Source organism: Streptosporangium nanhuense (assembly GCF_059358815.1).
The window spans coordinates 79,854-106,203 of the sequence record NZ_JCADBG010000023.1; the positions used below are offsets into that span (position 1 = coordinate 79,854).

Consider the following 26,350-nt stretch of genomic DNA (forward strand, 5'->3'; position numbering starts at 1 on the left):
GGTGGCGCTCAGGGGACGATGGCGTCCACGTACCCCCCGTCGACGCGGAGGGCGCCGCCCGTGGTGGCGGAGGCCTGCGGCGAGCTGAGGTAGACGACCATGTTGGCGATCTCCTCCGGCTCGATCAGCCGTTGCAGGAGCGAGTTCGGGCGGTGTTCCAGCATGAAGACACGCTGGGCCTCGTCCCAGGGCAGGTTCCGGTCGACGAGCTCGTAGACGAACTCCTCCACGCCGCCGGTGTGGGTGGGACCGGCGATCACCGAGTTGACGGTGACGCCGCTGCCCGCCGCCCTCTTGGCGAAGCCGCGCGAGACGGCCAGGAGGGCGGTCTTGGACATGCCGTACTGGATCATCTCGATGGGGGTGACGATCGCGGAGTCGCTGGCGATGTACTGGACGCGCCCCCAGGAGCGAGCCGTCATCCCCGGCAGGTAGGCGCGGGTGAGGCGGACCGCCGACAGGACGTTCACCTCGAAGTAGCGGCGCCACTCCTCGTCGGTGATCTCCAGGGCGTCCTTCGACTCGAAGATCCCGAGGTTGTTGACCAGGATGTCGACGTCCGGCAGGAGGTCCACGGCGCGGTCCGCGCCCTCCTCGGTGGCGAGGTCGGCGGCGAGCGCGACGACCCGCGCGCCGGGGACCTCCGCGCGCAGCGCGTCGGCGGCGGCCTCCACCTTGTCGGGTTTGCGGCCGTTGACGGCCACCGTCGCGCCCGCCCTGGCCAGGCCGGCGGCGATGGCCGCCCCGATGCCCTGGGTGGATCCGGTGACCAGCGCCGTCTTGCCGGTGAGATCGATATGCATGCGTCACGTCCTTGGAACCCGGTGTGGAGCCGCCCGCCGATGCGGGCGGGCGCTTCACCACCTGGCGATATGTCGTCCAGCTGACCCGGTGTTCGTTCCCGTGTCCGCCGGGGTGGAACGCGCGGACGGTGATCGTTTGCGGGAAACGGATGGGAATGACAGTGATTTTTCCTGATAATTCACTCATGTCTCCGCTGGGCACCGCCGCGTACCGGGGCGAGACCGGCCTCCCGCCGCTGGTGGCCCGCGCGGTCGCCGCGGCCGGGCGGCACGGGTTCGCGTTCTCCTGCCTCCCCGAGCAGGGCCGCCTGCTGCGCGCCCTCGCGGGCGGCGCCACCCGCCGGATCGCCGAGACGGGAACGGGGTACGGGGTGGGCCTGGCCTGGCTCGCCACCGGTGCGCGGCCGGGGGTCGAGACGATCAGCGTCGAGCGGGACGGGCACCGGGCGGAGGTCGCCGCCGAGATCTTCGCCGCCACCCCCGGCGTCCGCGTCCTGCACGCCGACTGGACCGAGGTGTACGCGCACGGGCCCTACGACCTCCTGGTGCTGGACGGCGGCGGCCAGGGTAAGGACGGCGGGGCCGCCGCCGACCCCGAGCGGCTGCTCGTCCCCGGTGGCGTGCTGGTCGTCGACGACTTCACCCCGTCGGCCACCTGGCCTCCGGAGCATCTCGGCCACCCCGACTCCGCCCGCGTCCACTGGCTGGAGCACCCGGCGCTCCGGGCCGTCGACATCCCCCTGTCAGACACCCTCAGCACCGTCGTCGGGGTCCGCCGCTAGACACCGAGGAGTACCGGACTCACCTGTCGTCACCGTCCCAGGCGAAGGCGTGGAACGGCGGGTCGAGAGGGGCGTCGATCAGCCGGTTGGCGAAGGTCGAGATCGTGTACGCACCGACGCCGAGGACCACGTCGAGCGCGTTCCGCGCGCTGTGGCCCGCGTCGAGGAACGCCCGCGTCTCCTCGTCGCCGACCGCGCCGTGACGGTCCATGACGGCGAGGGTGAACGACCGGAGCGCCTCCGCGCGAGCGTCCGGGAGGGGACGCCGCTCCCGGAGCGCCTCGACGAGCTCGGGCCGGGCCTCCAGCCTGACCAGCGTGGCGGTGTGCATCGCCACGCAGACCTGGCAGCGGTTGCGGGTGGCGACCGTCATGATGACGATCTCGCGGTCGACCGGGTCGAGGGCGGTCTGCTCGAAGGCGGCACTGGCCGCCAGGAACCCCTTGAGCAACTGCGGGGAGGTGGCCATCCGGCCGACCGCCGTGGGGACATGGCCGAACTTCCGTTTCACGCCCTCGACGGTGGAGCGGGCGTCGGGCGGGGCGCTCTCGGCGGTGTGGGTGACGAAAAGGGCATGGACATCGGTGGACATAGGACCTTCTCCTGGATTCTCCGAGCCCGGAACGCGGGCTCCGCGATCGCACTTCGGGGCGATATCGTCAATGAAGTTGTCTATATAGTAAACATGGTTGACGACTTTGGCAACGATCCGCCCGCGGACACGACCCCGGTCTCGGCTAAATTGGTTTTCCCAACTCAGACTGCTAGGTTGGATATACCAACCTAGGACCGGGGAAACTCTACGATGGTCTCGTGACCTGGGAACCGTCTCGCGGCGTCCTCGCACCATCCACGTAAGGAAGATCATGCGGATCAACGGCTCTGTGGCTCTCGTCACCGGCGGTAATCGCGGGCTCGGCGAGCGGTTCGTCCAGGAACTTCGCGAACGCGGCGCGTCGAAGATCTACGCCGCCGCGCGCAACCCCGACACGATCACCACTCCCGGCGTGGTGCCCATCGCGCTGGACGTCACCGACCCGGCGGCCGTACGCGCGGCGGCCGAGCTGGCGCAGGACGTCACCCTGCTCGTCAACAACGCCGGGAGTTCCACCAAGGCGGGGCTGCTCGACGGGGACCTCGACGCCTTCCGGCTCGAGATGGAGACCCACTACTTCGGCACGCTCGCCATGAGCCGGGCCTTCGCCCCGGTCCTCGCCCGCAACGGCGGCGGGGCCGTCCTCAACGTCCTGTCGGTGCTGTCCTGGCTCGCGCTCCCCAGCAGCGCGGCCTACTCCGCGGCCAAGTCGGCGGCCTGGTCGTTGACCAACGCGCTGCGCCTGGGGCTCGCCGAGCAGAAGACCCTGGTCACCGCCCTGCACGTCGGATACATGGACACCGACATGGCCGCGCACGTCAGCACGCCCAAGAGCGACCCCTCGGTCGTCGCCCGCGCCGCCCTCGACGGCGTGGAGGCGGGGCTGTACGAGGTCCTCGCCGACGAGACCAGCGCGAACGTCAAGGCCGCGCTCTCCGGCGACCTCACCGCGCTCTACCCGGGGCTGCCCGAGATCCTGTCCCGGACCCGCTGAACGGGCGCCGGCCTCCCGGGGCCACCCCGGGCTCCCGGCCCGGTGCTCAGGCGCCGCGGGCGGCGGCGACGAAATCCCTGATGAGGGCGGGGTCCTTCACCCCGGGCGCGGTCTCCACGCCGCTCGACACGTCGACCCCCCAGGGCCGGGCCGCGGCGATCGCCGCCCCCACGTTCGACGGGTCCAGTCCCCCGGCCAGCATCCAGCGGCCCGCCGGGCGGCCGCGTACGGCGGCCCAGTCCCAGGGCTCCCCCGAGCCCGGCCTGGGCGCGTCGACGATGAGCAGGTCCTCGTCGAGGGCGCCGCAGCGCAGGTCGGTGTCCGCGGCCCCGGCGCGGACCAGCGTGAGGCCGAGGTCCTTCAGCGCGGTGAAGTCCTCGTGCGGGTGGTCGCCGTGCAGCTGGACGGCGCGCAGTCCCGCCTCCAGCGTGACCGCCCTGACCTCCTCGGAGGGCTCACCGGCGAACACCCCCACGGTCAGCACGTGCGGGGGCACCTCGGCGGCCAGCTCCCTCGCCCGCGCGGGGGTGACCCGCCGCGAGCTCCTGGTGAGGACGAACCCGATGGCGTCGGCTCCCGCCTCGACGGCGGCCGTCACATGCCCGGGCTCGCGCAGCCCGCAGATCTTCACGTACACCCTGTGTACGGTAGCCCCTTCCCCGCACCCGGAATGCCGGGAACGTGTCAGAGGGCGTTCAGGAACCTCGCGGCGATCGGCGCCGCGATCTTGCCCCCGGCGCCGCCGTTCCTGACGAACACCGCGAAGGCCAGCGAGTCCCGGTAGCCGATGAACCAGGCGTGGTCCCCGTTGTTCTCGACCTCGGCGGTGCCGGTCTTGCCCGCGGTGCCCGGCGGGAGCCCGGCCTGGGAGGCCGTTCCCTGGGTGACCACGGCGCCCATCATCGTCCGCAGGCTCGCGGCCACCCCCTCGTCCAGCGGCACCGGGGCCGGCGAGTCCGCGGGGGGCTCCTCCGTCATGATCGCGGGCTTCCACACGCCGCTCGCGACCGCGGCGGCGACCTCGGCCATGCAGAGCGGGCTGGCCTGCACCGAGTTCTGGCCGATGGCGTCGGACCCCAGCTGGTCCGGGCTTCCGTACGGCTGGATCCGGCAGGAGCTCAGCCCCGGCTTCTCCCGGAAGCCGAACCGGTCGGCCGCCTCGGAGCGCAACCGGTCGTCGCGCAGCCGCTCGTACGTCTGCTGGGCGAAGGTGGTGTTGCAGGAGAGCGCGAAGGCCGTGGTGAGCGGCACGGCGCCGTGGTCGACGCCGTCGGAGTCGCTGAAGCTCCTGCCGTTCGGGATGGTGTAGGTGGCCGGGCAGGCGACCGGCGAGTCCTGGGTCAGGCCGGTGCGGAGCAGCGCGGCGGCGGTCACGACCTTGAACGTCGAGCCTGGCGGGTAGAGGCCGTTGAACGCCTCCTTGCCGCCCAGCGTGTCCGCCACCGCGCGCACCTGGGCCGTCTGGACGTCCACGGCCACGATCGCGGCGGGCTGCCCGACACCGTCCAGGGCGCGGGCCGCGGCGGCCTGCACGGGCCGGGAGATCGTGGTCCTCGTCCCCGAGGCCTGCTGGGGCGGGGAGGCCAGCAGCACCTGGCCGGAGGGCTCCTCCCGCAGCTCCAGGTCGACCGCCGTGTCACTCAGCCCGCTGAAGTAGTGGCCCGCCCTGCTGTCGCGGGGGAACGGCTCCCCCTCACGGGTCAGCGTGGCCGGGCGCCGTACCTCGGTCTCCTTCAGCCGCAGGCTTCCGCCGTTCCTGAGCGAGGGGTGCATCGTCTCGGGGCTCCAGCGCACCTTCCATATCCCGAACCGCAGCTCCAGGCGCAGGACGGACTCGAACGGCCACTCGCCCAGCCCGGTGACCTGCCGCACCCCCCTGAAGGACATCTCGGCCGCCTCCTCGCCGTTGAGGCTCAGCTCTCCGGCGGCGAGGGAGAGCGAGGAGACCCGCAGGTCGGCGTCGAACCCGCGGTGCCGGACGCCGAAGTCGGCCGGGGGGTCGACGACCATGCCCGCCATGCCGATGAAGTCGCCGGACTGCCAGGCGGTCAGGTAGTTCGCCGCGACCGTCCCGGGGCCGCCCTGCGGGGTCGGCGTGACCGGGGTGAGCGTGACCAGGTTCGGCGGCGGGGAGATAGGCACCGGGCTGGGCGAGTTCCCGGCCCTCGTCACGGTCGCCCTGGCCTTCGGGGTGTCGGCGTCGTCGGAGTCACCGGCCGGCGTGGGACGCGACGACGGCGAGGCCTCCACCGCCCCCGAGGAGGCCACCACCCCGTACACGCCGAAGACGAGGATCGCGGTCGCGGAGAAGATCAGCGCGAGGAGCCTTCGATCACGCATGCCGTTTACTCCCCCGGGTTTGCAGAGTTGCATACCAGAGAAAAGATCGTAAAGGTGATGAGAAGCGGTTAACCAGGTTTTTCTGGACTTCGGTATGACACCGTAGCTCTTGACGATCCTCGGAGACGCTCGACGGCCGCCCGGCGGGCCTCGGCGGTCGCCCCGCGGGCCCGCCCTCGACGACCGACAACGGCCGCTCGACGGACCCGCCCTCGACGACCGACCGGCCGTCCCCTCCCCCGGCGTCCCCGGCGTCCCCCGGTTCGCGCCTCCCTAGCGCAGGCCGTCGAAGAGGTCGTCCTCGCGGTCGGCCGCGGCGGGAACGTGGTTGATGTGGCGGATGAAGGCCTCGTGCGCGAACATCCGGTGCCGCGCCTCGTCGGGCATGCGCAGGAAGAAGACGCCGTCGCCCTGGCTCGCGTGCGCCTCCAGCGCCCTGCGCTTGCGCTCCACCTGGTCGGACACGTCGACCACTGCGGTGATCTGCTCCTCGGGGACCCCGAAGTCGTCGGGGAACTCGAGGCCCTCGGGGGCGTCGCCGGTCGAGCGGAGGAAGTCGAACAGTTCGGCCATCCGCTCGCGGGGCACGGCCGTGTAGTAGAGCTTGCCGGGAATGCCGCTGGCCTCGGCCGCCGCCACCGCGATCCGGTGGGCCTGGATGTGGTCGGGGTGGCCGTAGCCGCCGTTCTCGTCGTAGGTCACGACGACCTGCGGGCGGTAGTGCTCCATCAGCGCGACGAGACGGCCGACGGCCTGCTCGAAGGGGACGTTGGCGAAGGACTCGGGCGCCTCGTTGGCGGCCCAGCCGACCATGCCCGAATCACGGTAGCCGAGCAGCTCGACATGGGAGATCCCCAGATGGGCCGCCGACTCCCGGAGCTCCTCCAGCCGCAGCGCGCGCACCGCCGCCTCGTCGTGGCCTGGCTCCCCCGGCTTCACCCCGCCTGGGCCGTCACCCTGCTCGCCGTTCGTGCAGGTGACCAGGACGGTACGGACGCCCTCGTCCGCGTACCTGGCGAGGATCCCGCCGGTGCTGATCACCTCGTCGTCGGGATGGGCGTGAACGGCCATCAACGTCAGCTTCTCATCCATATTTTCACCCGTTCCCGTAAAAGCCCTGCGGACCGGCCCACTCTACGGGGGCCGCGGCAGAGCCGGGACCGGCCGGAACGCCGGAGGTCAGCCCGCGTACCTGGTGCCCCCGTCCTCCAGCAGGACCTCGGTGCCGGTCGCGGCGGACCGGTTGGCCGAGACCCCGACCATCACACTGGCGACGCCCGCCCGGTGCCCCGCCTGGCGGCCCAGCGGGTCCTCCCCCGCGCCGCGGAAGACGTCGTCCAGCATGAGGGCGTCGCCGCCGCCGTGGCCGCCCGCGCCCGAGGGGATGGTGATCTCCTCGGGCTCGTGCCAGTGCCGCTGCAGGACGAGCCGCTCGAAGGCGCCGGTGGCGTGCGCCTTGTCGGCGGCGGTCGGGTCGATCGCGGCCCTCGGCGGGGTCCAGGCGCGCTCGACGACCTCCAGCTCCAGCCGTCCCCCGGTGCCGTTCATCGCCACCCGGTAGCCCTCGAAGGGGCCGTGGGCGTTGAGGGAGTAGGTGAGCGTCGCGCCGCGCGAGTAACCGGCGAGGACGGCCATGTTGTCCTCGATGGTCACGCCGTCGTCGAACACGTCCTGGTCGCGCAGGTAGCCGTCCTCGTGCTCGGCGTCCAGGTAGAGGCGCTTGAGCCGGGGGTCGGCGGAGATGTCGAGGAGGTAGGGGTCGGTGCCGAGCCCCGGCGCGCCGTGGGCGCGTGCCGGCCGGTCGCGCAGGCCGCGGGCGCGGGCGTTGCCGGCCCCGTAGAACCGCAGCGCCGACCGGGCGTAGACCGAGCGGGCGGTGTCGTCCAGCCACCAGTTGACCAGGTCGAAGTGGTGGGTGGACTTGTGCACCAGCAGGCCGCCGGAGTTGGCCTTGTCGCGGTGCCAGCGGCGGAAGTAGTCGGCCCCGTGGATGGTGTCCAGCACCCACTCGAAGTGCACGGAGGTGACGTCGCCGATCGCCCCGTCGGCGACCAGGCGGCGGACGGCGCTGTTGCGCGGCGAGTAGCGGTAGTTGAAGGTGACGATGAGCCGTCCGGTGCTGCGCTCGGCGGCCTCGACGATGGCCGCGCAGTCCTCGGCGGTGGTGCACAGCGGCTTCTCCACGATGACGTCCTTGCCCGCCTCCAGCGCGGCGACGACGTAACGGGCGTGGGTGGCGTCGACGGTGGCGACCACGACGGCGTCCGCGAGCCGGAGCATCTCGCCGAACTCCTCCGGCGCGAAGCACGGGACCTCGTGCCCGATCCGGTCGAGGTAGTAGCCGATCCGGGTCCGGTTGACGTCGCAGAGGGCGACGATCTCGCCGGTGTCGCTCCACTCACCGAGCAGCGCGTCGATGTACAGCTGTACGCGGTGACCGAGCCCGACGAAGGCGTATCGCATCAAGAACTCCATGGGTGAAGACAGGAGTGCCGTACGGCTCGGCGCGAGCCGTACGGCACGTCAGCGGATCCCGGCCGCTCCCGGCTACTCGCGGCTACTTGGTGATGGCGGCGTTGGCCTCGGCGAGGAAGGCCCTCGCCGCGTCGTCTGGGGTGGCCTTGTTGAACAGCACCGAGTCGCTGGCGCGCTTGAGGATGTCCTCCATCTCCATGGCGCCCTTCGGCGGGATCGAGATCGGGCTCAGCTCACCCCTGATCGAGTCGATGAAGGCCAGCACCTTCTGGTCGGTCGGGGTCAGCTTGTCCTTGATGGCCGCGACGACCTTGGAGTTGGTCGGCAGGCCGCGGTCGCTGAGCAGGATGCCACCGGCCTCGGGGTCGTTGACGAGGAAGTCCACGAACTTCTGGGCGGCGTCGGCCTTCTCGGTCTTGGACGAGATCGTGTAGTACATCGCCGGCTGCAGGAACATGCCCGCGGTGGTCGCGCCCTCGGCCTTCGGCATCCGCAGCAGGTCGAGCTCCTGGCCGGAGCCCTTGCTCAGCGCGGTGAGCTGGTTGCTCCACCAGCTGCCGAACGCGCTGGCGTTCGTGGCGAGCAGGGCCTGGTCGACCTTGGTGCCGGTCTCCAGCATCAGGGCGGCGTCCGGACCGGCCTTGGTGGAGATGATCTTCTGCAGGAGGGCCCACCAGTCCTTGATGGTCTGCTCCGACAGGCCGATCTTGCCGTTCTGGTAGAACTGCTCCCCGCGTTGGGCGGCGAACAGCTGCAGGAAGGCGGGGTTCTCGTTGTACTCGGTGCCCCAGACCTTGCCGTCGCCCTTCTGGGTCACCCGCTGGGCGAGCGTGATGTACTCGTCCCAGGTCCAGGTCGTGTCGTCGGGGACCTTGAAGCCGGCCTTCTCCACCGCCGCCTTGTTGACGATCATCGGGAAGGTGTTGACGCCGGTGGGGATGGCGTACTGCTTGCCGTCGACCTGACCGGCCTTGAGCACCTCCTGGTCGAGGTCGGCGGTGTTGACCTTGCCGTTGAGGTCGGCGAGGGTGGCGCGGCCGGAGTACTCGGCCAGGCCGCGGATCTCGATGGACATGACGTCCGGGGCGTCACCGGCCGCGGTCTTGGTGGCCAGCTTCTCGTAGTAGCTGTCCCAGTCGGAGAAGTCGCCCTCGACGTCGATCGTCGGGTTCTTCTTCTCGAACGCGGCGATGGCCGACTCCGTCAGCTTCTGCCGGGCGTCGCTGCCCCAGTACGAGAAGACGACCTTCGTCTTCCCGTCGGACTCACTGCTGTCGTCACTGCCACACGCGGCGGCCGACATGGCTAACAGGGTGACGGCGGTGGCCGCCAGGATGCGCTTCATCGAGATACCTCCGGGGGGATGGGGGATGGGAGGGGTTATTTGAGACCGGTGGTCGCCATGCCTCGGACAAGATACTTCTGGCCCGCGAGGAAGAAACCGAAGATCGGTCCGAGGGAGATGATCGACATCGCGAACAGCGGGCCCCAGGAGGACTCCCCGCTGGAGTCCATGAACTGCCGGAGCGCGACGGGGACGGTGAGGTTGTCGGAGTTGGTCAGGTAGAGGTTCTGGGTGAAGAAGTCGTTCCACGTCCAGATGAAGGTGAAGATCGCGGTGGTCGCCAGCGCCGGGACGCACAAAGGCAGGATCACCTGGACGAACGTGCGCCAGTAGCCCGCGCCGTCGATCGCCGCCGCCTCGTCCAGCTCCCGGGGAAGGGTGCGGATGAACTGCACCATCAGGAAGATGAAGAACGCGTCGGTCGCGAGGAACTTCGGCGCGACGATGGGCCAGATCGTGTTGATCCAGTCGATCTTGGCGAACACGATGTACTGCGGGACGACCGTGACGTGGTGCGGCAGCATGATCGAGCCGAGCATGATCGCGAACCACATCTTCTTCAGCGGGAACTCCAGCCGGGCGAAGGCGTAGGCCGCGAGCGAGCAGGCGATCAGGTTGCCGAGCACCGCCAGCGCGGTGAGGACCGCCGAGTTCCACAGGTAGTAGCCGAAGGAGTGCTTCAGGGCGTCCCAGCCCTCGGTGTAGTTCTCGGCCGTCACCGCGGTCGGCATCAGCCCCGGCTCCCGGAAGATCAGCTCCTCGGGCTTGAACGAGCTGGAGACCATCCACAGCAGCGGATAGAGCATGAACAGCCCGGCTCCGATGAGGAGCACGTGCCTGAGCACACGCGGGGCGGGCCGGAAGAGGACCGGCACGCGCTTACTTCTCGTCGCCATAGAAAACCCAGAATCGAGACATGAGGAAGTTGACACCGGTCAGCGCGGCGATGATGAGCAGCAGCACCCAGGCCATTCCGGCCGCGTAACCCATTTCGTAGTTCTTGAAGCCCTTGATGTAGAGGTAGAGCGTGTAGAAGAGGGTCGAGTCGACCGGCCCGCCGTTGCCGCCGCTGACGATGAACGACTGGGTGAACGACTGGAACGACTTGATCACCTCCAGCACCAGGTTGAAGAAGATGATCGGGGTGAGCAGCGGCAGGGTGATCGAGCGGAAGTTGCGCCACCTGCCGGCGCCGTCGACCGAGGCCGCCTCGTACAGGCTCTGCGGGATCTGCCGGAGCCCGGCCAGGAAGATGACCATCGGGGCGCCGAACGTCCAGATGTGCAGGACGATCAGCGTCCACAGCGCGGTGTCGGGACTGGTCACCCAGCCCTGCCCCTCGTAGCCGAACAGGCCGAGGAACGAGTTGACGATGCCGTCGGTCCCGAAGATCTTCCGCCAGAGGATCGAGATCGCCACGCTGCCGCCGAGCAGCGACGGCAGGTAGAAGATCGAGCGGTAGAACGGCAGGCCGCGCAGGCCCTTGTCCAGCACGAGCGCCAGCGCCAGGGCGAAGGCGAGCTGCAGCGGGACGGACACCAGCACGTAGGTCGTCGTCACCTGCAGCGACGCCATGAACCGGTCGTCCTGGGTGAACATCTTCTCGTAGTTGGCGAACCCGACCCACTTGGCCTCGGTCAGCAGGCTGTAGTCGGTGAACGACAGGTAGAGCGAGGCGACCATCGGGCCGAGTGTGATCGCGAACAGGCCGATGAACCAAGGGGCCAGGAAAAGATAGGCCGCCCGCGCCTGCGATCGGCTGCGGTGGCTTTTGAGACGCCCGGGTTGGGGGGCGCCCGCCTTTTCCGGGGGCGCGACCGGCACCTCGGTCGTCCCCGCCGGTGCGGGACTCAGCGTCATCACTGGCCCTTCGGGGAGTTGGTGAATGGGATGCGCTTTTCCTATAGCTTCACAAACTAGAACGTCAACCCTTTGCAGTGAGCTAGCTCACGAATCGTAACCTTCGGTTTTATCGTTATCGCAGGTCAGACGGGATATCCCTTGTCGGAGGCCAAACGGAAAAATCTCGTTCGAGCACGAGTTAGTACAACCGATTGCAGTAACGGATCGTGGTCTGTCCCGGGCGCGGCGAGCACGAAGTGCCTGGTGGCCGCCCTCCGGACAGGGCGTCCGGTTCAGGCGCGGCACGTACGCGGAGAGATCGCCCGCGCGGCCGGGCCGGCACCACAGCAAGGCGGCCCGCGGCGAAAAGGCCGGTGCTCAGCCGGTCACGACGGAAGAAAGAACCGCGACTTCACGGGGGCGCCGCCCCCGGCGTCCCCTCCGGGACACCGGGCGAACGGCGGCCGGACAGCAGGCGGCCAGGCGACCGCACGGCAGGCCGCAGGCGGCCGGGCAACCGAGCGGCGGGCGGGGCCAGGCGTACGCGGGCGACTCAAGGGCGGGGCAAGGCAGGCGCGAGCGATCAGACGGCAAGCGGGGCAAGGCAGGCGCGAGCGACCGGACGGCGGACGGGGCAAGGCAGAGGCGGGCAACCGGACAGCGGACGGGGCAAGGCAGAGACGGGCGACCGGACAGCGGGCGGGGCCAGGCGGGCGCGAGCGGTCAGACGGCGGGCGGGGTCAGGTGGGCGCGAGCGGTCAGACGGCGGGCGGGGTCAGGTGGCGCGGTGGGCTCGCGCGGGCGGTGCGGTGGACTCGCGGACCACCAGGTGGGTCTCCAGGACGGTCGCCGCGCTCATCGACTGGATGAGCAGGTCCACCGCCATCCGGCCGGCGTCGCTCGCGGGCATCGCGACCGTGGTGAGCTTGGGACGGTGCAGCCGTCCGGTGATGCTGTCGTCGAAGCCGATCACGCTGATGTCGTCCGGCACCCCGATGCCCAGGACCTCCAGCCCCTCGATCAGGCCGATGGCGACGAGGTCGTTGTAGGCGAGCACGCCGGTCACCTCCGCCTCGGCGACCTTGGGCGCGGCGGCGATGCCGCCCTCCTCGGTCGGGGAGTTGGGGCCGATGACGACCGTGTCGAGCCCGGGGAACTCCGAGACGGCCTTGCGGATCTCGCCGCTGGTCCACGAGCCGGCGGGGCCCGCCACCAGGGCGACGCGCCGGTGACCGAGCCCCACGAGGTGCTCCAGGGCGGCCCTGGCGCCGTTCGCGACGTCCATGACGACCGTGGTCAGCCCGCGGATGCGCCGGTTGACCAGCACGAACGAGACCTGCTCGGAGAGCTTCTCCAGGGCCTTGTTCGACAGTCGCGGGCTGCACAGCACGATGCCGTCGACCTGCTTGGAGAAGGCCAGTACGAGGTTCTCCTCCTCCACGGGGTCCTCGCCGGTGTCGGCCACGAACAGGTGGTAGTCCTGGCGCCGGGCGGCGGCCTGCGCGGCCTTGATCAGCGGGGGGAAGAACGGGTTGGCCAGATCGGCCACGATCAGCCCGATGTTGTTGGTGCGGCCCGTCTTGAGCGAGCGGGCCGCCCGGTTGGGCCGGTAGTCGAGCTGCTCGGCCGCGGCCAGCACCCGGGTCCGGGTCTCGGCGTTCACCAGATGGGGCGCCGAGAAGGTCCGGGAGACCGTCGACACATGAACGCCTGATGCCTGGGCGACGTCCCGGATGGTCACTGACATGCCGCACACCCTAACGCAATCGTTTGCAGATCGGTCAACCATCCTGAGACCGGTTGCCGGTGATTGACCCCGCTCACTTGACGTATTGTCCTGCCGGACGCGATTGTTTACTGCAACTGATTGCAGTCTCCAGAAGGAGTCCACACGGTGAGCAGAGTGCTCGTCACCGGCAGCGCGGGCCGGCTCGGCCGCAGCGTGGTCACCTCGCTCGCGGCGGCCGGACATGAGGTGATCGGCGTGGACAGCGCGCCGGGCACCCCGCCCGAGGCCGCCTCGGCCCTTCCCGCGGACCTCACCGACCTGGGTGAGGCCTACTCGGTGATCGCGCGGTTCCGGCCGGAGGCGGTGGTCCACCTGGCGGCCATCGCGGTGCCGTTCAGCCGCTCCGAGCCCACCACCTTCCGCGTCAACACCCAGCTCGCCTTCAACCTGTGCGCGGCGTCGGTCGGCCTCGGCGTGGAGAAGCTCATCGTGGCGAGCAGCCCCACGGTGATCGGGTACGGCGCGCCGGGCGGCTGGACACCCGCCTACCTGCCGCTGGACGAGGAGCACCCGACCAGGCCCTGGAACGCCTACAACCTGTCGAAGGTGGTGGCCGAGCAGACCGTGCAGACGTTCGCCCGGACCACCGAGACCACCCGGATCGCCGCCTTCCGCCCCTGCTTCGTCGTCGCGCCGGAGGAGTGGGAGGGAGCGCCCACCCAGTCCGGGCACACGATCACCGAGCGGCTGGACCGGCCCGAGATAGGCGGGCTCTCCCTGTTCAACTATCTCGACGCCCGCGACGCAGGCGACTTCGTCGACACGCTGCTCACCAGGCTCCCCCTGCTGGAGACGAACGGCGAGATCTTCTTCGCGGGCGCCGCCGACGCCCTGGCGCGCGAGCCGCTGGCCGAGCTGCTGCCGGCCGTCATCCCGGAGACGAAGGCCTTCGCGGCCCACCTGACCGGCACCGCCCCCGCCTTCTCCTCCGCCAAGGCGGAGCGACTGCTCGGCTGGACCGCCAAGCGCGGCTGGCGCACCGAACTCTCCTGAACTCTCCCGAAAGAGAGACCCTGATCATGAACCTCGATGGTGTCCTGTTCTTCCCCGTGACCCCCTTCGGCCCGGACGGCGGGCTCGCGCCCGGCGTGCTGGCCGACCACGTCCGACGGGGGCTCGAACACCGGCCGGGCGGCGTGTTCGCCGCCTGCGGGACCGGCGAGTTCACCGCGCTGTCGGAGGCCGAGCACGCCGAGGTCGTCCGGGTCGCGGTGGAGACGACGGCCGGGGCCGCCCCGGTGTTCGCCGGAGCGGGCGGGCCGATCGGCGCGGCGCTCGCCCAGGCGCGGGCCGCCCGCGAGGCGGGCGCCTCCGGGCTGCTGCTCATGCCGCCCTACCTCGCCCAGGGGCCGGGCTTCCCCGAGTACGTGCGGGCGATCGCCGCCGAGCTCCCGGTGATCATCTACCAGCGCGGGCCGATCGTGCTCGAACCGGAGGCGGCCGTCGAGCTGGCCGGGATCCCCGGGGTCATCGGGCTGAAGGACGGCCTCGGCGACATCGACCGGATGCAGCGGATCGTGCTGGCCGTCCGGGAGGTCCACCCGGACTTCCTGTTCTTCAACGGACTGCCGACCGCCGAGCTGACCCAGCCCGCCTACCGGGCCCTGGGCGTCGGCCTGTACTCCAGCGCGGTGTTCTGCTTCGCGCCCGAGATCGCCAACGCCTACCTACACGGCGACGAGCGGCTGCTCACCGAGTTCTACGCGCCGCTGGTGCGATTGCGCTCCAAGGTGCCCGGCTACGCGGTCTCGCTGGTCAAGGCGGGCGTACGGCTGCGCGGGCTGGACGCCGGCGCGGTCCGGCCGCCGCTGGTCCCGGTGGCGCCCGAGCACGAGGCCGAGCTCGAAGCGCTGATCAAGTCGGGACTCGCCCTGGTCGCGTCATGATCAAGGATCTGACGGTCTCGCTGCGGTCGGTGCCCCTGGCCCGGCCCTGGGGCGCGGACGTGCCCTGCAACCACGCTCTGCTCGTCACGGTCACGCTGGACGACGGGCGGCAGGGCACCGGCCTGGCCTGGACGCCGCAGATCGGCGCCCAGGCGATCAAGGCCCTGCTGGAGCACGACGTCCGCGACGCGGTGATCGGCCTGCCGGCGCATCCGGAGCTCGTGTGGGACCGGCTGTCGGCCCGTCTCGGCGAGGCGGGCCGGTCCGGGATCGTGCCGATCGCCCTGGCCGGGGTGGACCTCGCGCTGTGGGACCTGCGCTGCGGCGAGCGCCCGCTGACCGAGGTCCTCGGCGCGCGGCGCGAGAGCGTCCCCGTCTACGGCAGCGGGGTCAACCTCCACTACCCGCTGGAGGAACTCCGCGCGCAGGCCGGACGGTGGGTCGCCACCGGGTACACCGCGGTCAAGATCAAGGTCGGCCGTCCCTCGCTCGCCGAGGACGTCGAGCGGGTGGCGGCGGTCCGCGAGGTGATCGGCCCCGACCGGCTGCTGATGATCGACGCCAACCAGCGGTGGGACCTGCACCGGGCCCGGACCGCGCTGCGGGCCCTGGAGAGGTACGACCTGTTCTGGATCGAGGAGCCGCTGCCCGCCGACGACCTGGCCGCCCAGGTGGAGCTGCGGCGCAACGTCGCCACCCCGGTCGCGGTCGGCGAGAACGTCGCCACCGTCCACGGGTTCCGCGACCTGCTGACCGCGGGCGCCTGCGACGTCCTGCAGCCGAACCTGGTGCGGGTCGGCGGGATCACGCCCTTCCTGCGGATCGCCGAACTCGCCCGCGCTTTCAACGTCCCGGTCTATCCGCATCTGCTCACCGAGCTGTCGGGCCAGCTCGCCCTCGCGCTGCACCATCCCGCGATGGTGGAGATGGTGGAGGACGCCGCGCTGACCGACCTCGGGCTGCTCGCCCACCCCCTCCCCGTGGAGATCACCGGGCCGGAGCTGCGGGCGACCGGGGCACCGACGAGGTGGTCGGCGTGAAGCCGGTGCGCGTGGTGGTCGCCGGGATCCACGGCCACGGGCGAAACCACGTGGAGAACGTCCGGCGGCTGGCCGCGACCGGCCGGGCCGAGCTCGCCGGGGTCTGCGACACCCGCCCGGCGCCCGGCCTGGACGTGCCGTTCTCGGCGGACCTGCCGTCACTGATCGCCGAGACGGGGGCGGAGGTCGCGGTGATCGCGACGCCGATCCACACCCACGCGCCGCTCGCGGTCGCGGCCCTGCGGGCCGGGGCGCACGTGCTGCTGGAGAAGCCGCCCGCGCCGTCGGTGGAGGAGTTCGAGCGCATCTCCGCCGCCGTGGCCGAGACGGGACTGGCCTGCCAGGTCGGCTTCCAGTCGCTCGGCTCGGCCGCCGTACCCGCGGCGGCCGGACTGCTGGGTGAGCCGATCCGCGCCATCGGCGTCGCCGGGTCCTGGACGCGCCCGTACACCTACTACTCTCGCGCGCCCTGGGCCGGGCACCGGCGGCTGGACGGCGTGGACGTCATGGACGGCGCGCTGACCAACCCGTTCGCGCACGCGGTGGCCACCGCGCTGGCCGTCGCCGGGGCGGACGCGGTCTCCTCCGTCGAGGGGATCGAGCTGGAGCTGTACCGGGCCAACGCGATCTCCTGCGACGACACCTCCAGCGCCCGGGTCCGCCTCGCCGACGGAACCGTCATCGCGATCACCGTGAGCCTGTGCGGCGACCGCAGGACCGAGCCCTACCTGCACCTGCACGGCGAGACCCGCTCCGCCCTGCTCTTCTACACCCTCGACGAGATCGAGGTGGACGGCGTCCGTACCGGTTTCGGCCGGGTCGACCTCCTGGGCAACCTCCTGGCGCACATCGGGGAGGGCGAGGAGTTGCTGGTGCCGCTGGAGCGGACCGGCGGCTTCACCCGGCTGCTCGACGAGATCCGGCGCGCGCCCGACCCGCTGCCCGTCGACGGCGCCCGCGTCGAGCCGTCCCGGCTCGTGCTTCCGGGCATCGACGTCCTGGCCGTACGCGCGGCGGCGGAGCTGAGGACCCTGTCGGAGGTCGGCTTCCCCGGCGGCCTCGCTCCCCTGCCGAGCACCTGGCCGGAGTCGTCGCTGCGCGCCGGTTCGCGGGAGGTCGCGACGTACACCCAGCGGGGCGACCTCCAGCCGACGGACGCGCCGCGGCCCCACCTGCATCCGGTCCGCACCCTCGGCGGGACGGTCGTGACCGAGACCCAGCCCGCGGACCACGTGCACCATTTCGGGGCGGGGGTGGCGATCTCGGACGTCAACGGGGTCAACTTCTGGGGCGGCTCCACCTACGTGCCCGGCGTCGGCCCGCGGATCCTTCCCAACCACGGGCGGCAGCGGCGGCGCTCGCTGCGCCCCGTGGACGGCGGCTTCGCCGAGCGGCTCGACTGGGTCGGCCCGGACGGCACCGTCCTGGCCGCCGAGGAGCGGACCCTTGTGGCCCGCACCCTGCCGGACGCCTGGGCCCTGGACTTCGCCTTCACCCTGGACAACCGGACCGGCGAGCCGTTGTCGATCCAGAGCTCGGCCTGCAAGGGCCGGACCGGCGCCGGCTACGGCGGGTTCTTCTGGCGCGCGCCCAAGGACTCCCCCGGGCTGGACGTCCTCGCCGAGGGTGCCTCGGGCGAGCGGGCCGTGCACGGCAGCCTCTCCCCCTGGCTCGCGCTGACCTGCGACGACTGGAGCCTGCTGTTCGTGCAGACCCTCGGGCTCGACCCGTGGTTCGTCCGCGTCGCCGAGTATCCGGGTGTCGGACCGGCCCTTGCCTGGGACGCGCCGCTGACCGTCCCCGACCGGCTGGAACGCGCGATCACCGTCGTGGTCGCCGACGGACGGCTCGCCCCCGAACGGGCCGCCGCCCTCGCCGGGGAGCTCGCCGTCTCCTGAGGACCCTCGCCACGGGGCGCCCTGACGGGCCGGCGCCCCGTGGCGGGCCGTGACGGCGAAGGACGCGTCCGGGCGTACGACCCGGAAGGCGCCCCTCGAACGACCTTCGCGACCTGAAGCGTGATCCGCGAGCAACGTCCTCGCCCGGCCGCCGGGCCGATCCGGGCCCTGTCGATGTCGATTGGGTGGGGTCGTCGCCGCGTGCTATAAATAATGACTGTTCATTATTTAATGGGGAGGGTCCATGGCGGGGCGGCCGCGCACGATCAGCGAGGAGCGCATCATGGTCGCGCTCGCCGCGGCGGTCGGACGGGTGGGACCGGGCCGGCTGACGCTGGCCGACGTCGCCAAGGAGGCCGGGGTGTCGACGGGCGTGCTCGTCGGGCGGTACGGCAGCAAGCGCGACCTGCTGCTCGGATTCGTCCGGTGGAACCTGGCCGAGAAGGCGTTCGTCCAGCGGATGCGGGCCGCGTTCGAGTCCGCCGCCGATCCGGTGGAGGGGCTGATCCGGGCGGTGGTGCGCAGCGCCGGGCCCGACGTCGAGCCGGAGGAGTTCGCCAACCACCTGGCGTTCCTGCACCTGGAGCTGGCCGACCCCGAGTTCCGCGAGCTTCTGGGCGAGCACGACGCGGCGGTCCGCGCCGAGCTCGTCACCTGCCTGCGGTCGGCGGTGGCGAGCGGGCACGTGGTGGCGGGCGCCGACGTGGACGCGCTCGCCGCCGCCGTCGACTCCATCCGCAACGGCACCCAGCTCACCTGGGCGATGACCAGGTCGGAGCCGCTGGCCGAGGCGCTCCACCGGGACCTGGGCACACTGCTCTCCCCCTACCGGCGCGACAAGGAGAACCGGTGACAGACGAACCAGTGACGGACGAATCGGTGCCAGGCAAGCCGGTGACGGACAGGCCGCTGGCGGGGCAGGTCGCCCTCGTGAGCGGAGCCACCCGCGGCGGGGGCCGGGGGGTGGCCGTCCAGCTCGGCGTGGCCGGTGCGACCGTCTACGTCACCGGCCGCAGCACGGCGGCGGCGAGGTCGCCGATGAACCGTCCCGAGACCATCGAGGAGACCGCCGGCCTGGTGACCGCCGCCGGCGGTCACGGCATCGCCGTCCCCACCGACCACCTGGACGTCGACCAGGTCCGCGAGCTGGTGGCGCGGATCGACCGCGAGCAGGACGGCAGGCTCGACATCCTGGTCAACAACGTCTGGGGCGGGGACCCGCTGACGGTGTGGGACAAGCCACTGTGGGAGCAGCCTCTCGACGGCGGCCTGCAACTGCAGCGGCAGGCGGTGCACACGCACATCATCACCAGCTGGCACGCGCTGCCGCTGATGGTGGCCCGCCGCCGCGGCCTTGTCGTGGAGGTCACCGACGGCACCGACGAGCAGGACTACCGGGGCACCTTCTTCTACGACCTGGCCAAGGCAAGTGTCATCCGGATGGCACGGGCGCAGGCGGGCGACCTGCGCCCGTACGGCGTCACCGCCCTCGCGATCACGCCCGGTTTCCTGCGGTCGGAGGCGATGCTCGACCACTTCGGCGTCACCGAGGCCACCTGGCGCGACGGCATCGCGCGGGATCCCTACTTCGCGCTGTCGGAGACCCCCGTCTACCTCGGCCGCGCGGTGGCCGCGCTCGCCGCCGACCCCGAGGTGGCCCGCTGGAGCGGGCGGTCGCTGTCGACCTGGCAGCTGGTCAAGGAGTACGGCTTCACCGACGCCGACGGCTCCCGGCCCGACTGGGGCGGCTACTACGGCGCGACCCAGCGCCATGGCGACGGCGTCGGCGGCGTCGCCCCCGAGGACTACCGATGACCCCGTGACGGCCGATGCCCCCGTGATGCCGACGACCTCGTGACGGCCGATACCCCCGTGATGCCGACGACCTCGCGACGACCGACGACCTCGCGACGGCCGCGCCGGCCATTGTCCGGGCGAAGGACAGGCGCGGGCGTCCAGGGGCGGAGGGCGGCCGTCCAGGCGGGAGGACGGCAGGCCGCTACTCGGGCGGAGGATAGAGGTCGAACCCGTACAGGCCCTGGTCACCGCCCGCGGCCAGGGCGAAGCCGCTGGGGAACCAGGCCAGGCAGGTGAGGCCCGCCTCGACCCTGGCCCCGGCGGCGAACGGCTCGCCGTACCTGTCCCACACCCGGATGGTGCCGTCGTCGGAGCACGTGGCGAGCAGGTTGCTGTCCGGGGAGATGGCCACGCCGCGGATCCTTCCCGCGCCGCCGGACAGCCTCGCCCGTTCCCTGCCACCCGCCGACCAGACACGGGCGCCGCCGTCGTCGAAGCAGGCGGCCAGCCAGGTGCCGTCAGGGGCGATCGTCACCCCCCGGGCCGGTCCCGGGCACCCCTTGAGCGAGGCCCGCGCCCTGCCGTCGGCCCCCCACAGACCGGCCGTCCCGTTGGCGGAGAAGATGGCGAACCACCTGCCGTTCGGTGCCACGGTGATCTCACCGATGGCCTCCACCCTGCCTCTCAGGGTGGCGTACCTGCGGCCGTCCGGTCTCCAGAGCTGGATCCTCCCGTAGATGGACAGGGTGGCGAGCCAGGCGCCGTCCGGGGAGATGAGGAGGTGTGCCGTCGCCCTGACGTTCGCGACCAGGACGGCGCGCTCGGTGCCGTCGGCCCACCACACGCGGGCGGTGCCGTCTTCCGAGCAGGTGGCCAGCCAGCCGCTGTCGGGGGCGATCACGACCTCGCGCACCGGCCCGGTGTGACCGTTCAGCACCGCCCTCCTGCTGCCGCCCGCGCCCCACAGCCGTACGGTCCGGTCGGCCGACCAGGTGGCCAGCCAGGTGCTGTCGGGGGCGATCGCCACCCCGCGCAGGCGTCCCGCGTGCCCCGTGGGGATGGCCCGCCTGCGGCCACCGGCGCCGCGTATCCGGACGACGTGGTCGGCGGACCACACGGCCATCCACGTCTTGTCCGGCGAGACCGTGCCGCGGTGACCGTTCTCCAGGGGGACGCTGAGGGTGGCCCCCTCTATCCTGTCCTCGTTCCAGAGTCTCACCGACCCGTCACCGGAGTGCGTGGCGATCCAGCTCCCCTCGGGGGAGATCGTCACCTGGCGCACCGTCCCGGTCCGGCCCCTGCGGCTCTGCCTGGCGGCGCGCTCCGACTGCCAGATCCGGATCGTCCCCTCGTCGGAGCAGGCGGCCAGCCAGGTGCTGTCGGGTGCGATCACCACCTGGCGGACCGTGCCGGCGTGACCCGTCAGAGCCGCCCGCTCGGCACCGTCGGCCTCCCACAACCGCACACTCCGATCACCGGAAAGCGTCGCCAGCCAGCTGCCGTCCGGCGCGATCACCACCTGGCGGACCGTGCCGGCGTGACCCGTCAGAGCCGCCCGCTCGGCACCGTCGGCCTCCCACAACCGCACACTCCGATCACCGGAAAGCGTCGCCAGCCAGCTGCCGTCCGGCGCGATCACCACCTGGCGGACCGCCCCCGCGTCGCCCGTCAGGACGGCCCGCTGCCTGCCGTCGGCCTCCCACAGCCGTACGGGACCAGTGGGCGCCCAGGTGGCCAGCCACGAGCCGTCGGGAGAGACGCGCATGCCCGACCCCGTCCCGGCGTGCCCGGTCAGGACGGCCCGCTCGACGCCGTCGGTCCCCCACAGCCGCACGCTCCCGTCTCCGGAGAGGGTCGCCAGCCACGAGGCGTCCGGGGAGACGGCCAGCTCGGAGACCATGCCGATCGGCCTCTCCCTGCCGGAGACCTTCTCGTTCTCCTGGCTCCAGCCGCGCATCCTCAGGACGTCCTTCAGGCTTCGCGACTTGATCCTCACCCTGACCCGGCTCCTGAGGATCAGGCGTCTCTTCCCGCCGGGGCTCCACAGGGCGACCCTTCCCCTCGTGGAGCGGGTGGCCAGCCACGAACCGTCCGGTGCGACCGTCATCCCGGCGAGCCCTCCCGTCCCGTTCCGCAGGACGGCGCGCCTGCTCCCGTCGGCGTTCCAGAGGCGGCCCTTCCCCCGCGCGGAAAGGGTGGCCAGCCACGAGCCGTCCGGTGCGACCGCCATCGCGGCGAGCCTTCCCATCCCGTTCCGCAGGACGGCCCGCTCGGTGCCGCCGATCCCCCATATCTGCACCCTCCTGCTCCCGGAACGGGTCACCAGCCACGAGCCGTCCGGCGCGACGACGACCTCGTGAACCGGCCTGCCGTGGGTGGCCAGCGTCGTCCGGGTGGTGCCGTCGGTCTTCCAGACCTGCGCGCCGCCGTGGCGGGCGTGCACGACGAACCGCGAGCCGTCCGGTGTGACCGACACCTCGTTGAGCCGTCTCGTCGCCGAGGTCAGGGTTCGCAGGAGGCAGGTGCCGCCGTCCTCGGGCAGCGGCCAGCGGGCCCGCAGGAAGGTGGTCTCGTTCTCCTGGCTGTAGCGCTCGACAGACGCCCGCATCGGCGGGAACGCGTAGAGGCGGGCCAGCAGGTTCGCCGTGGAGACCGCCTCCGACTCGAAGGGGGTGAGCAGGTGGGCGCTGCGGGCGATCAACCGGCGGACCCCGGCGACCGAGCGGGAGGTCGACAGCGCCAGATCCGACTCCGCCGCGGCCACCCCGAACGCGCGTACGCGGGCGACGAACCAGCGCACGTCGTGCAGGAGCGACTCCAGCTCCCGGTATCTCCTCGCCTCGGAGAGGTGGAACAGCAGGTGGTCCCAGAGGTAGGGAACGGTCAGGGGCAGCCGCCACCATTCTGCGTCCGCCGTGAGGTCGTCGTCGGGTATCAGGTTCCTGGCCTCGTCGAGGAGGTCGCGGTTGGCGGCCTCGACGCGCTCCTTGCCCAGGCCGCCCTCCGAGCGGACGGCGGAGCGGACGACGTCGTGGATCGTGATCGACGGCGCCGCTCCCCTGGCGTGCCGCCTGCTGATCAGCGAGAGGTCCTGGAGCCTCCCGCAGAGCCGTTCGGCCTGCTTGGAGGTGAGCCCCGCGGTGCCGCGCCAGAGAAGCTCGACGACGGCGGCCGGTATCTCGACGTCCTCGGGGAAGACGCCCAGCTCCAGGAAGCGGGCGCGGTCGAACGCGCCGAGGGCCTCGAGGCTGTGCTCGACGACGGCGAGCACAGCGGTCTCCCGCTGGGAGGCGGCGGTGACGTCCAGGACGGCCGGCACGGTCCGGCCGAGCCGCTCGACCGCCCGGCGCGCGGCGACGTCGGCGTTCGTGCCCGTGGCGTGCTCGTCGCGCAGCCGCGCGTTGACGAGGGACAGCAGCAGCGGCCATCTCCCCGTCAGGCCCACCAGGTCGCTGACGACCCCGGGGTTCATCGGCGGCAGCCCCCGGCTCAGCACCTGGACGGCCACCCGCGGCGCCATCTCGTCGACGATCATCGCGATCGCCTTCGGGGGCAGTGCCCGGGGCAGCCTGGTCGTCACCAGCACCCGGGACCTCGCGGCCGCCGACAAAAAGGGGCGCAGCTGCTTGAGGCTCCACACGTCGTCGACCACCAGCAGCACGCGGCCCCGCTCCGCCAGCGCCTCGGCCATCCGGTGACCGGCCTGCTCGGGGCTGGAGAACTCCGGCCGGACGCCCAGCACGGCCTCGGTGACGTCGTTGGCGAGCGCCGCGATGTCGGCACCGGCGCGGTCGCGGCCCACGGTGACCCATAGGACGCCGCCGCCGAACCGTTTCCTCACCTCGTCGCTGTGACACGCCTCCAGGGCCAGGGAGGTCTTGCCGAACCCGCCCGCCCCGGCGAGACCGGTGGTCAGCCCGACGGTGCCCGAGCCCCTCATCGTCAGGGTGGAGATCACGTCGTCCAGCTCGGTTCTCTCGACCCATCCCGGCTGCCTGTGCGGCACCAGGAAGAGCCCGCCGCGCGTGCGCGACTCCCTCAGTTTCGGCGTCAGCCAGGTCAGCAGGACGACAAGGAAAGCGGTTAATCCGAAAATCGCCACCCATTCGATCCTGCGCTCGACGACCGTGTCCGGGAGATATTCCTCGACCATTCGCACCGGAAGTCCGACCAGAATTCCGAAAACCACCAGAATCACCGTGGCGACATCGGCGATTCTTTTTGTGCGACGAGCCACCGCCCACCCCTACAGTGCCGACCCCTGCCCCGACGGGCGCCGGGACCCTGGACGCACGATATCTGTTCCCCATTGCCCCCGAGTTGAATCACCGATGTTTTGGCAATTAAAGCGCATGCGAAAAGCCGTGTTGCACACTTTGAGCTGCTATGTCCACGGCGTCGCCCCCGCCATTCCAGCCCTCATTCAAGGGAGATCCTTTTCCGTGACGCCACGGTCGCCCTTGGTGACCGCCCGGACCGCCCGGACCGCCCCGGAGCCCGGCCGCGAGAGGAAGGCGGGGGAACGACGAAACCGCCCCCGCGCCCACCGGGCCGGGGACGGCACGTGAGGCCGTCGGGCCACGGAGGGCGCGGAAGCGGTTCGGATCGTCTCGACCGGACCGGAGCCACCCGATCGGACAGGAACGACCGGGCGGGAACGGCCGGGCCGAGGCGATCAGACTCGATCGACCAGACCTGAGCGATCAGATCCGAACGGCCGGACCTACCGGACCTGCCAGACCTGCCAGACCTGCCGGATCTGCCGGATCTGCCGGATCTGCCGGATCTCCGATCAGCGCTGCAGGTCGACGCAAGAGTAGAAGGCGTTGGCGGTGTCGGCGATGTTCCAGACGGCGAGGACCTTCAGGCGACCGGTCCTGCCACCCAGGTTCACGTTGTGCGAGACGGTGGCGCCGGGCTGCCTGCCGCCGTCGTTGAACACCGCGATGCGGGTGTTGCCGATGAAGTACTCCCACGTGCTGGTGGCGTGGCGGGCGGTGAGCACCCAGTTGAAGGTGACCGAGTTGCCCACACTCGTCGCCGGCCACCCCTTGCTCTCGTTGCTGAGCTGCGAGAACCGGCCGACGTTGCCGTGGCAGTTCTTCAGGCCCTTGGGACCTTCCACGCTCTGGGGCTCGTAGATGATGTCGCCGCAGCCGGTGACCCGGCCCTGGGCGCACATGGCCTGACGGCTCGGCGGCGACGAGATGTAGCCGTGCGCGTTGGCGGGTGACGCGACGAACACGGTCGAGGCGACGGCGATGATCGCCATCGCGAGGAAGGTGACCGTTCTGCGCATGTCCTGCTCCTTCGCTGGGGGGTGACTCGAATATAAAAGAAAGTTTCCTAACAGTAAACATTCGAGTCATGAAAGATTCGGGAGCCGGTCAGGCGTGACGGCCTCTTCGGCCGAGCCTCGGGAGCGACGTTTCCCACGGTCGGCCGCCCGGTCGCCCTTTTCGGGGATGACGGCCTCGACGTGGCGTCGGAGCAGGTGGACGCGGTTGCCGCGAGAGGAGCAGGCCCTGTCGGCGGCCACCGCGGCAGGGCGGGTGCGCGGGCGGCCTGCAGCTGGGTGTGCTCGCCCGGCAGCTGGATGTGCTCGCCCGGCCGTTTCGCGAACCTGGAACCGGTCCCCATCGGGACCCGGCGGACGTCTCTCGAGGGGGCGTGCCCCTACGGAACTCTGGCGACCATGCCGAAGACGCCGGGCTTCGCGGGGTCGGGGATGGGGTCGAAGTCGTCCTCGGGACGCCAGCCCTGAACGGGGACGATGCCCGGAGCCAGGAGTTCCAGGCCCTCCAGCCACGCGGCCATGTCCGCGCGGGTGCGGCCGACGGCGCCTCCCTGACGGGTGTGGCCGTACAGCTCGTGGCCCTTCCTCGCCAGGTCTCCGGTCAGCTCGCCGGGGTGGCCGTGGGAAATGACCACGTGGCTGCCGGACACCAGGAGGCGACGGAGCTCGGCGACGATGCTGGCCGCCTCCTTGTCATCGGGAATGAAGTGCAGGACGGCCAGCAGCAACACCCCCACCGGCTGGGTGAAGTCCAGGTAGTCCTGGACCGTGGAGTCCTGGAGGAGGGCTGCCGGGTCGCGGATGTCGGCCGGGACGACCCTCGTGCCGGGGTTGTCGGCGAGCAGCGCGCGGGCATGGACGAGCACCACGGGATCGTTGTCGACGTAGACCACCCGTGAGTTCGGCGCCACGCGCTGGGCCACCTGATGAACGTTCTCCTGCGTCGGCAACCCGGCGCCGATGTCGAGGAACTGGCGGACGCCCGCGTCGACGAGGACGCGCACGGCCCGGCCCAGGAAGGCACGGTTGGCCCTGGCGTTCTCGCGCGCGTTCGGCACGGCCCGGAGCACCACGTCGGCGGCCTCGCGATCCGCGGCGAAGTGGTCCTTACCGCCCAGCAAGTAGTCGTATATGCGCGCCGCACTCGGCACGCTCAAGTCCACGCCCGGTATGTCCATGGGCGAAAGGCTAGTGAATCAAGCTCCTTCGCCGGCGATTTTCCCGCAAGGGCCGGACATCGCCCCTCGGCCGCCCGAGCGAGGTCTGCGCGCTCACCAGGAGTCGCCCCGGATCGCCGCGGTCACCCCGGAGAGGACCGATCGGCGGGCCAACCGGAAGAAGACCGGAAGATGAAAAGTTCAGCGGGCCGGAGCGCTACCGGCGGCGCGACACCGCCGAACACCGTTTCCAGAACACCGTTTCCAGAAGATCAAGCCCTGGCTGGGGCCGGCCACCCGCTACGACAGAA

Annotated in this window: 21 protein-coding genes and 1 pseudogene; 8 read left to right on the plus strand and 14 right to left on the minus strand. The window is 71.3% G+C overall.

Translation table 11 applies throughout. The annotated features are described in order from the left end of the window. Window positions 1-8: 8 nt before the first annotated feature. The gene (locus AC5L38_RS34660; RefSeq protein WP_495247024.1) at window positions 9-803 is read right to left on the minus strand and encodes an SDR family NAD(P)-dependent oxidoreductase; all 795 of its coding nucleotides are present in this window, start codon (window positions 801-803) and stop codon (window positions 9-11) included. Between the two features lie 185 nt (window positions 804-988). Between AC5L38_RS34660 and AC5L38_RS34665 the strand changes: the two genes are divergently transcribed. Beyond that, entirely contained in the window at window positions 989-1,585 is a 597-nt protein-coding gene (locus tag AC5L38_RS34665; RefSeq protein ID WP_495247025.1) for an O-methyltransferase, read from the plus strand. 19 nt (window positions 1,586-1,604) lie between these two features. Here AC5L38_RS34665 and AC5L38_RS34670 read toward each other — a convergent pair whose 3' ends face one another. After that, a complete protein-coding gene (locus AC5L38_RS34670) occupies window positions 1,605-2,177 on the minus strand; it encodes a carboxymuconolactone decarboxylase family protein (RefSeq protein ID WP_495247026.1) in 573 nt (190 codons plus the stop codon). 274 nt (window positions 2,178-2,451) lie between these two features. On the opposite strand from AC5L38_RS34670, the gene AC5L38_RS34675 reads away from it, so the two are divergent. After that, window positions 2,452-3,174, plus strand: coding sequence for an SDR family oxidoreductase (locus AC5L38_RS34675; RefSeq protein WP_495247027.1), 723 nt, complete (start codon window positions 2,452-2,454; stop codon window positions 3,172-3,174). A 46-nt stretch (window positions 3,175-3,220) separates the two neighbouring features. On the opposite strand, the gene AC5L38_RS34680 is transcribed toward AC5L38_RS34675, so the two are convergent. The 8 genes from AC5L38_RS34680 to AC5L38_RS34715 all read right to left on the minus strand — a co-directional run bounded on the left by AC5L38_RS34680 (window position 3,221) and on the right by AC5L38_RS34715 (window position 12,923). After that, on the minus strand, window positions 3,221-3,811 hold the full coding sequence (locus AC5L38_RS34680) for a phosphoribosylanthranilate isomerase (RefSeq protein WP_495247028.1): 591 nt from the start codon (window positions 3,809-3,811) through the stop codon (window positions 3,221-3,223). Window positions 3,812-3,858: 47 nt separating this feature from the next. Then, complete coding sequence (locus AC5L38_RS34685) at window positions 3,859-5,514, minus strand: penicillin-binding transpeptidase domain-containing protein (protein WP_495247029.1); 1,656 nt, start codon at window positions 5,512-5,514, stop codon at window positions 3,859-3,861. A gap of 273 nt (window positions 5,515-5,787) precedes the next feature. Next, entirely contained in the window at window positions 5,788-6,606 is an 819-nt protein-coding gene (locus tag AC5L38_RS34690) for a PIG-L family deacetylase (RefSeq protein WP_495247030.1), read from the minus strand. 87 nt (window positions 6,607-6,693) lie between these two features. Then, window positions 6,694-7,977: a Gfo/Idh/MocA family protein gene (locus tag AC5L38_RS34695; RefSeq protein ID WP_495247031.1), complete on the minus strand. Its 1,284-nt coding sequence runs from the start codon at window positions 7,975-7,977 to the stop codon at window positions 6,694-6,696. Window positions 7,978-8,071: 94 nt separating this feature from the next. Next, complete coding sequence (locus tag AC5L38_RS34700; RefSeq protein WP_495247033.1) at window positions 8,072-9,334, minus strand: ABC transporter substrate-binding protein; 1,263 nt, start codon at window positions 9,332-9,334, stop codon at window positions 8,072-8,074. A 35-nt stretch (window positions 9,335-9,369) separates the two neighbouring features. Further along, a complete protein-coding gene (locus AC5L38_RS34705) occupies window positions 9,370-10,230 on the minus strand; it encodes a carbohydrate ABC transporter permease (protein WP_495247034.1) in 861 nt (286 codons plus the stop codon). Continuing rightward, a complete protein-coding gene (locus AC5L38_RS34710) occupies window positions 10,214-11,194 on the minus strand; it encodes a carbohydrate ABC transporter permease (protein WP_495247035.1) in 981 nt (326 codons plus the stop codon). The genes AC5L38_RS34705 and AC5L38_RS34710 overlap by 17 nt, the downstream gene beginning before the upstream one ends. 757 nt (window positions 11,195-11,951) lie before the next feature. Next, the gene (locus AC5L38_RS34715) at window positions 11,952-12,923 is read right to left on the minus strand and encodes a LacI family DNA-binding transcriptional regulator (protein WP_495247036.1); all 972 of its coding nucleotides are present in this window, start codon (window positions 12,921-12,923) and stop codon (window positions 11,952-11,954) included. Between the two features lie 147 nt (window positions 12,924-13,070). Here AC5L38_RS34715 and AC5L38_RS34720 point away from each other — a divergent pair, with 147 nt between their 5' ends. From AC5L38_RS34720 to AC5L38_RS34745, 6 genes are all read left to right on the plus strand, one after another. After that, window positions 13,071-13,958 (plus strand): NAD-dependent epimerase/dehydratase family protein, encoded by an 888-nt coding sequence (locus tag AC5L38_RS34720; protein ID WP_495247037.1) that lies wholly within the window; start codon window positions 13,071-13,073, stop codon window positions 13,956-13,958. A 26-nt stretch (window positions 13,959-13,984) separates the two neighbouring features. Beyond that, window positions 13,985-14,851 carry a 5-dehydro-4-deoxyglucarate dehydratase gene (locus AC5L38_RS34725; RefSeq protein WP_495247038.1) on the plus strand — a complete coding sequence of 289 codons (867 nt, stop codon included), beginning with the start codon at window positions 13,985-13,987 and terminating at the stop codon, window positions 14,849-14,851. Continuing rightward, window positions 14,848-15,891, plus strand: a complete 1,044-nt coding sequence (locus AC5L38_RS34730) for a mandelate racemase/muconate lactonizing enzyme family protein (protein ID WP_495247039.1) — start codon at window positions 14,848-14,850, stop codon at window positions 15,889-15,891. The genes AC5L38_RS34725 and AC5L38_RS34730 overlap by 4 nt, the downstream gene beginning before the upstream one ends. Continuing rightward, on the plus strand, window positions 15,888-17,789 hold the full coding sequence (locus AC5L38_RS34735) for a DUF6807 family protein (RefSeq protein ID WP_495247040.1): 1,902 nt from the start codon (window positions 15,888-15,890) through the stop codon (window positions 17,787-17,789). The genes AC5L38_RS34730 and AC5L38_RS34735 overlap by 4 nt, the downstream gene beginning before the upstream one ends. Window positions 17,790-18,033: 244 nt before the next feature. After that, window positions 18,034-18,642: a TetR/AcrR family transcriptional regulator gene (locus tag AC5L38_RS34740; RefSeq protein ID WP_495247041.1), complete on the plus strand. Its 609-nt coding sequence runs from the start codon at window positions 18,034-18,036 to the stop codon at window positions 18,640-18,642. A gap of 41 nt (window positions 18,643-18,683) precedes the next feature. After that, complete coding sequence (locus AC5L38_RS34745; protein ID WP_495247090.1) at window positions 18,684-19,604, plus strand: SDR family oxidoreductase; 921 nt, start codon at window positions 18,684-18,686, stop codon at window positions 19,602-19,604. A 184-nt stretch (window positions 19,605-19,788) separates the two neighbouring features. On the opposite strand, the gene AC5L38_RS34750 is transcribed toward AC5L38_RS34745, so the two are convergent. The 4 genes and pseudogenes from AC5L38_RS34750 to AC5L38_RS34765 all read right to left on the minus strand — a co-directional run bounded on the left by AC5L38_RS34750 (window position 19,789) and on the right by AC5L38_RS34765 (window position 26,060). Then, window positions 19,789-23,739, minus strand: a complete 3,951-nt coding sequence (locus AC5L38_RS34750; RefSeq protein WP_495247042.1) for an NB-ARC domain-containing protein — start codon at window positions 23,737-23,739, stop codon at window positions 19,789-19,791. Window positions 23,740-24,378: 639 nt separating this feature from the next. Further along, window positions 24,379-24,885, minus strand: coding sequence for a lytic polysaccharide monooxygenase auxiliary activity family 9 protein (locus tag AC5L38_RS34755; RefSeq protein ID WP_495247043.1), 507 nt, complete (start codon window positions 24,883-24,885; stop codon window positions 24,379-24,381). Window positions 24,886-24,999: 114 nt separating this feature from the next. Further along, window positions 25,000-25,155 (minus strand): annotated as a pseudogene (locus tag AC5L38_RS34760) (IS5-like element ISDge16 family transposase); the annotation flags it as partial. A gap of 107 nt (window positions 25,156-25,262) precedes the next feature. Continuing rightward, on the minus strand, window positions 25,263-26,060 hold the full coding sequence (locus AC5L38_RS34765) for an SAM-dependent methyltransferase (RefSeq protein WP_495247044.1): 798 nt from the start codon (window positions 26,058-26,060) through the stop codon (window positions 25,263-25,265). Window positions 26,061-26,350 lie beyond the last annotated feature (290 nt).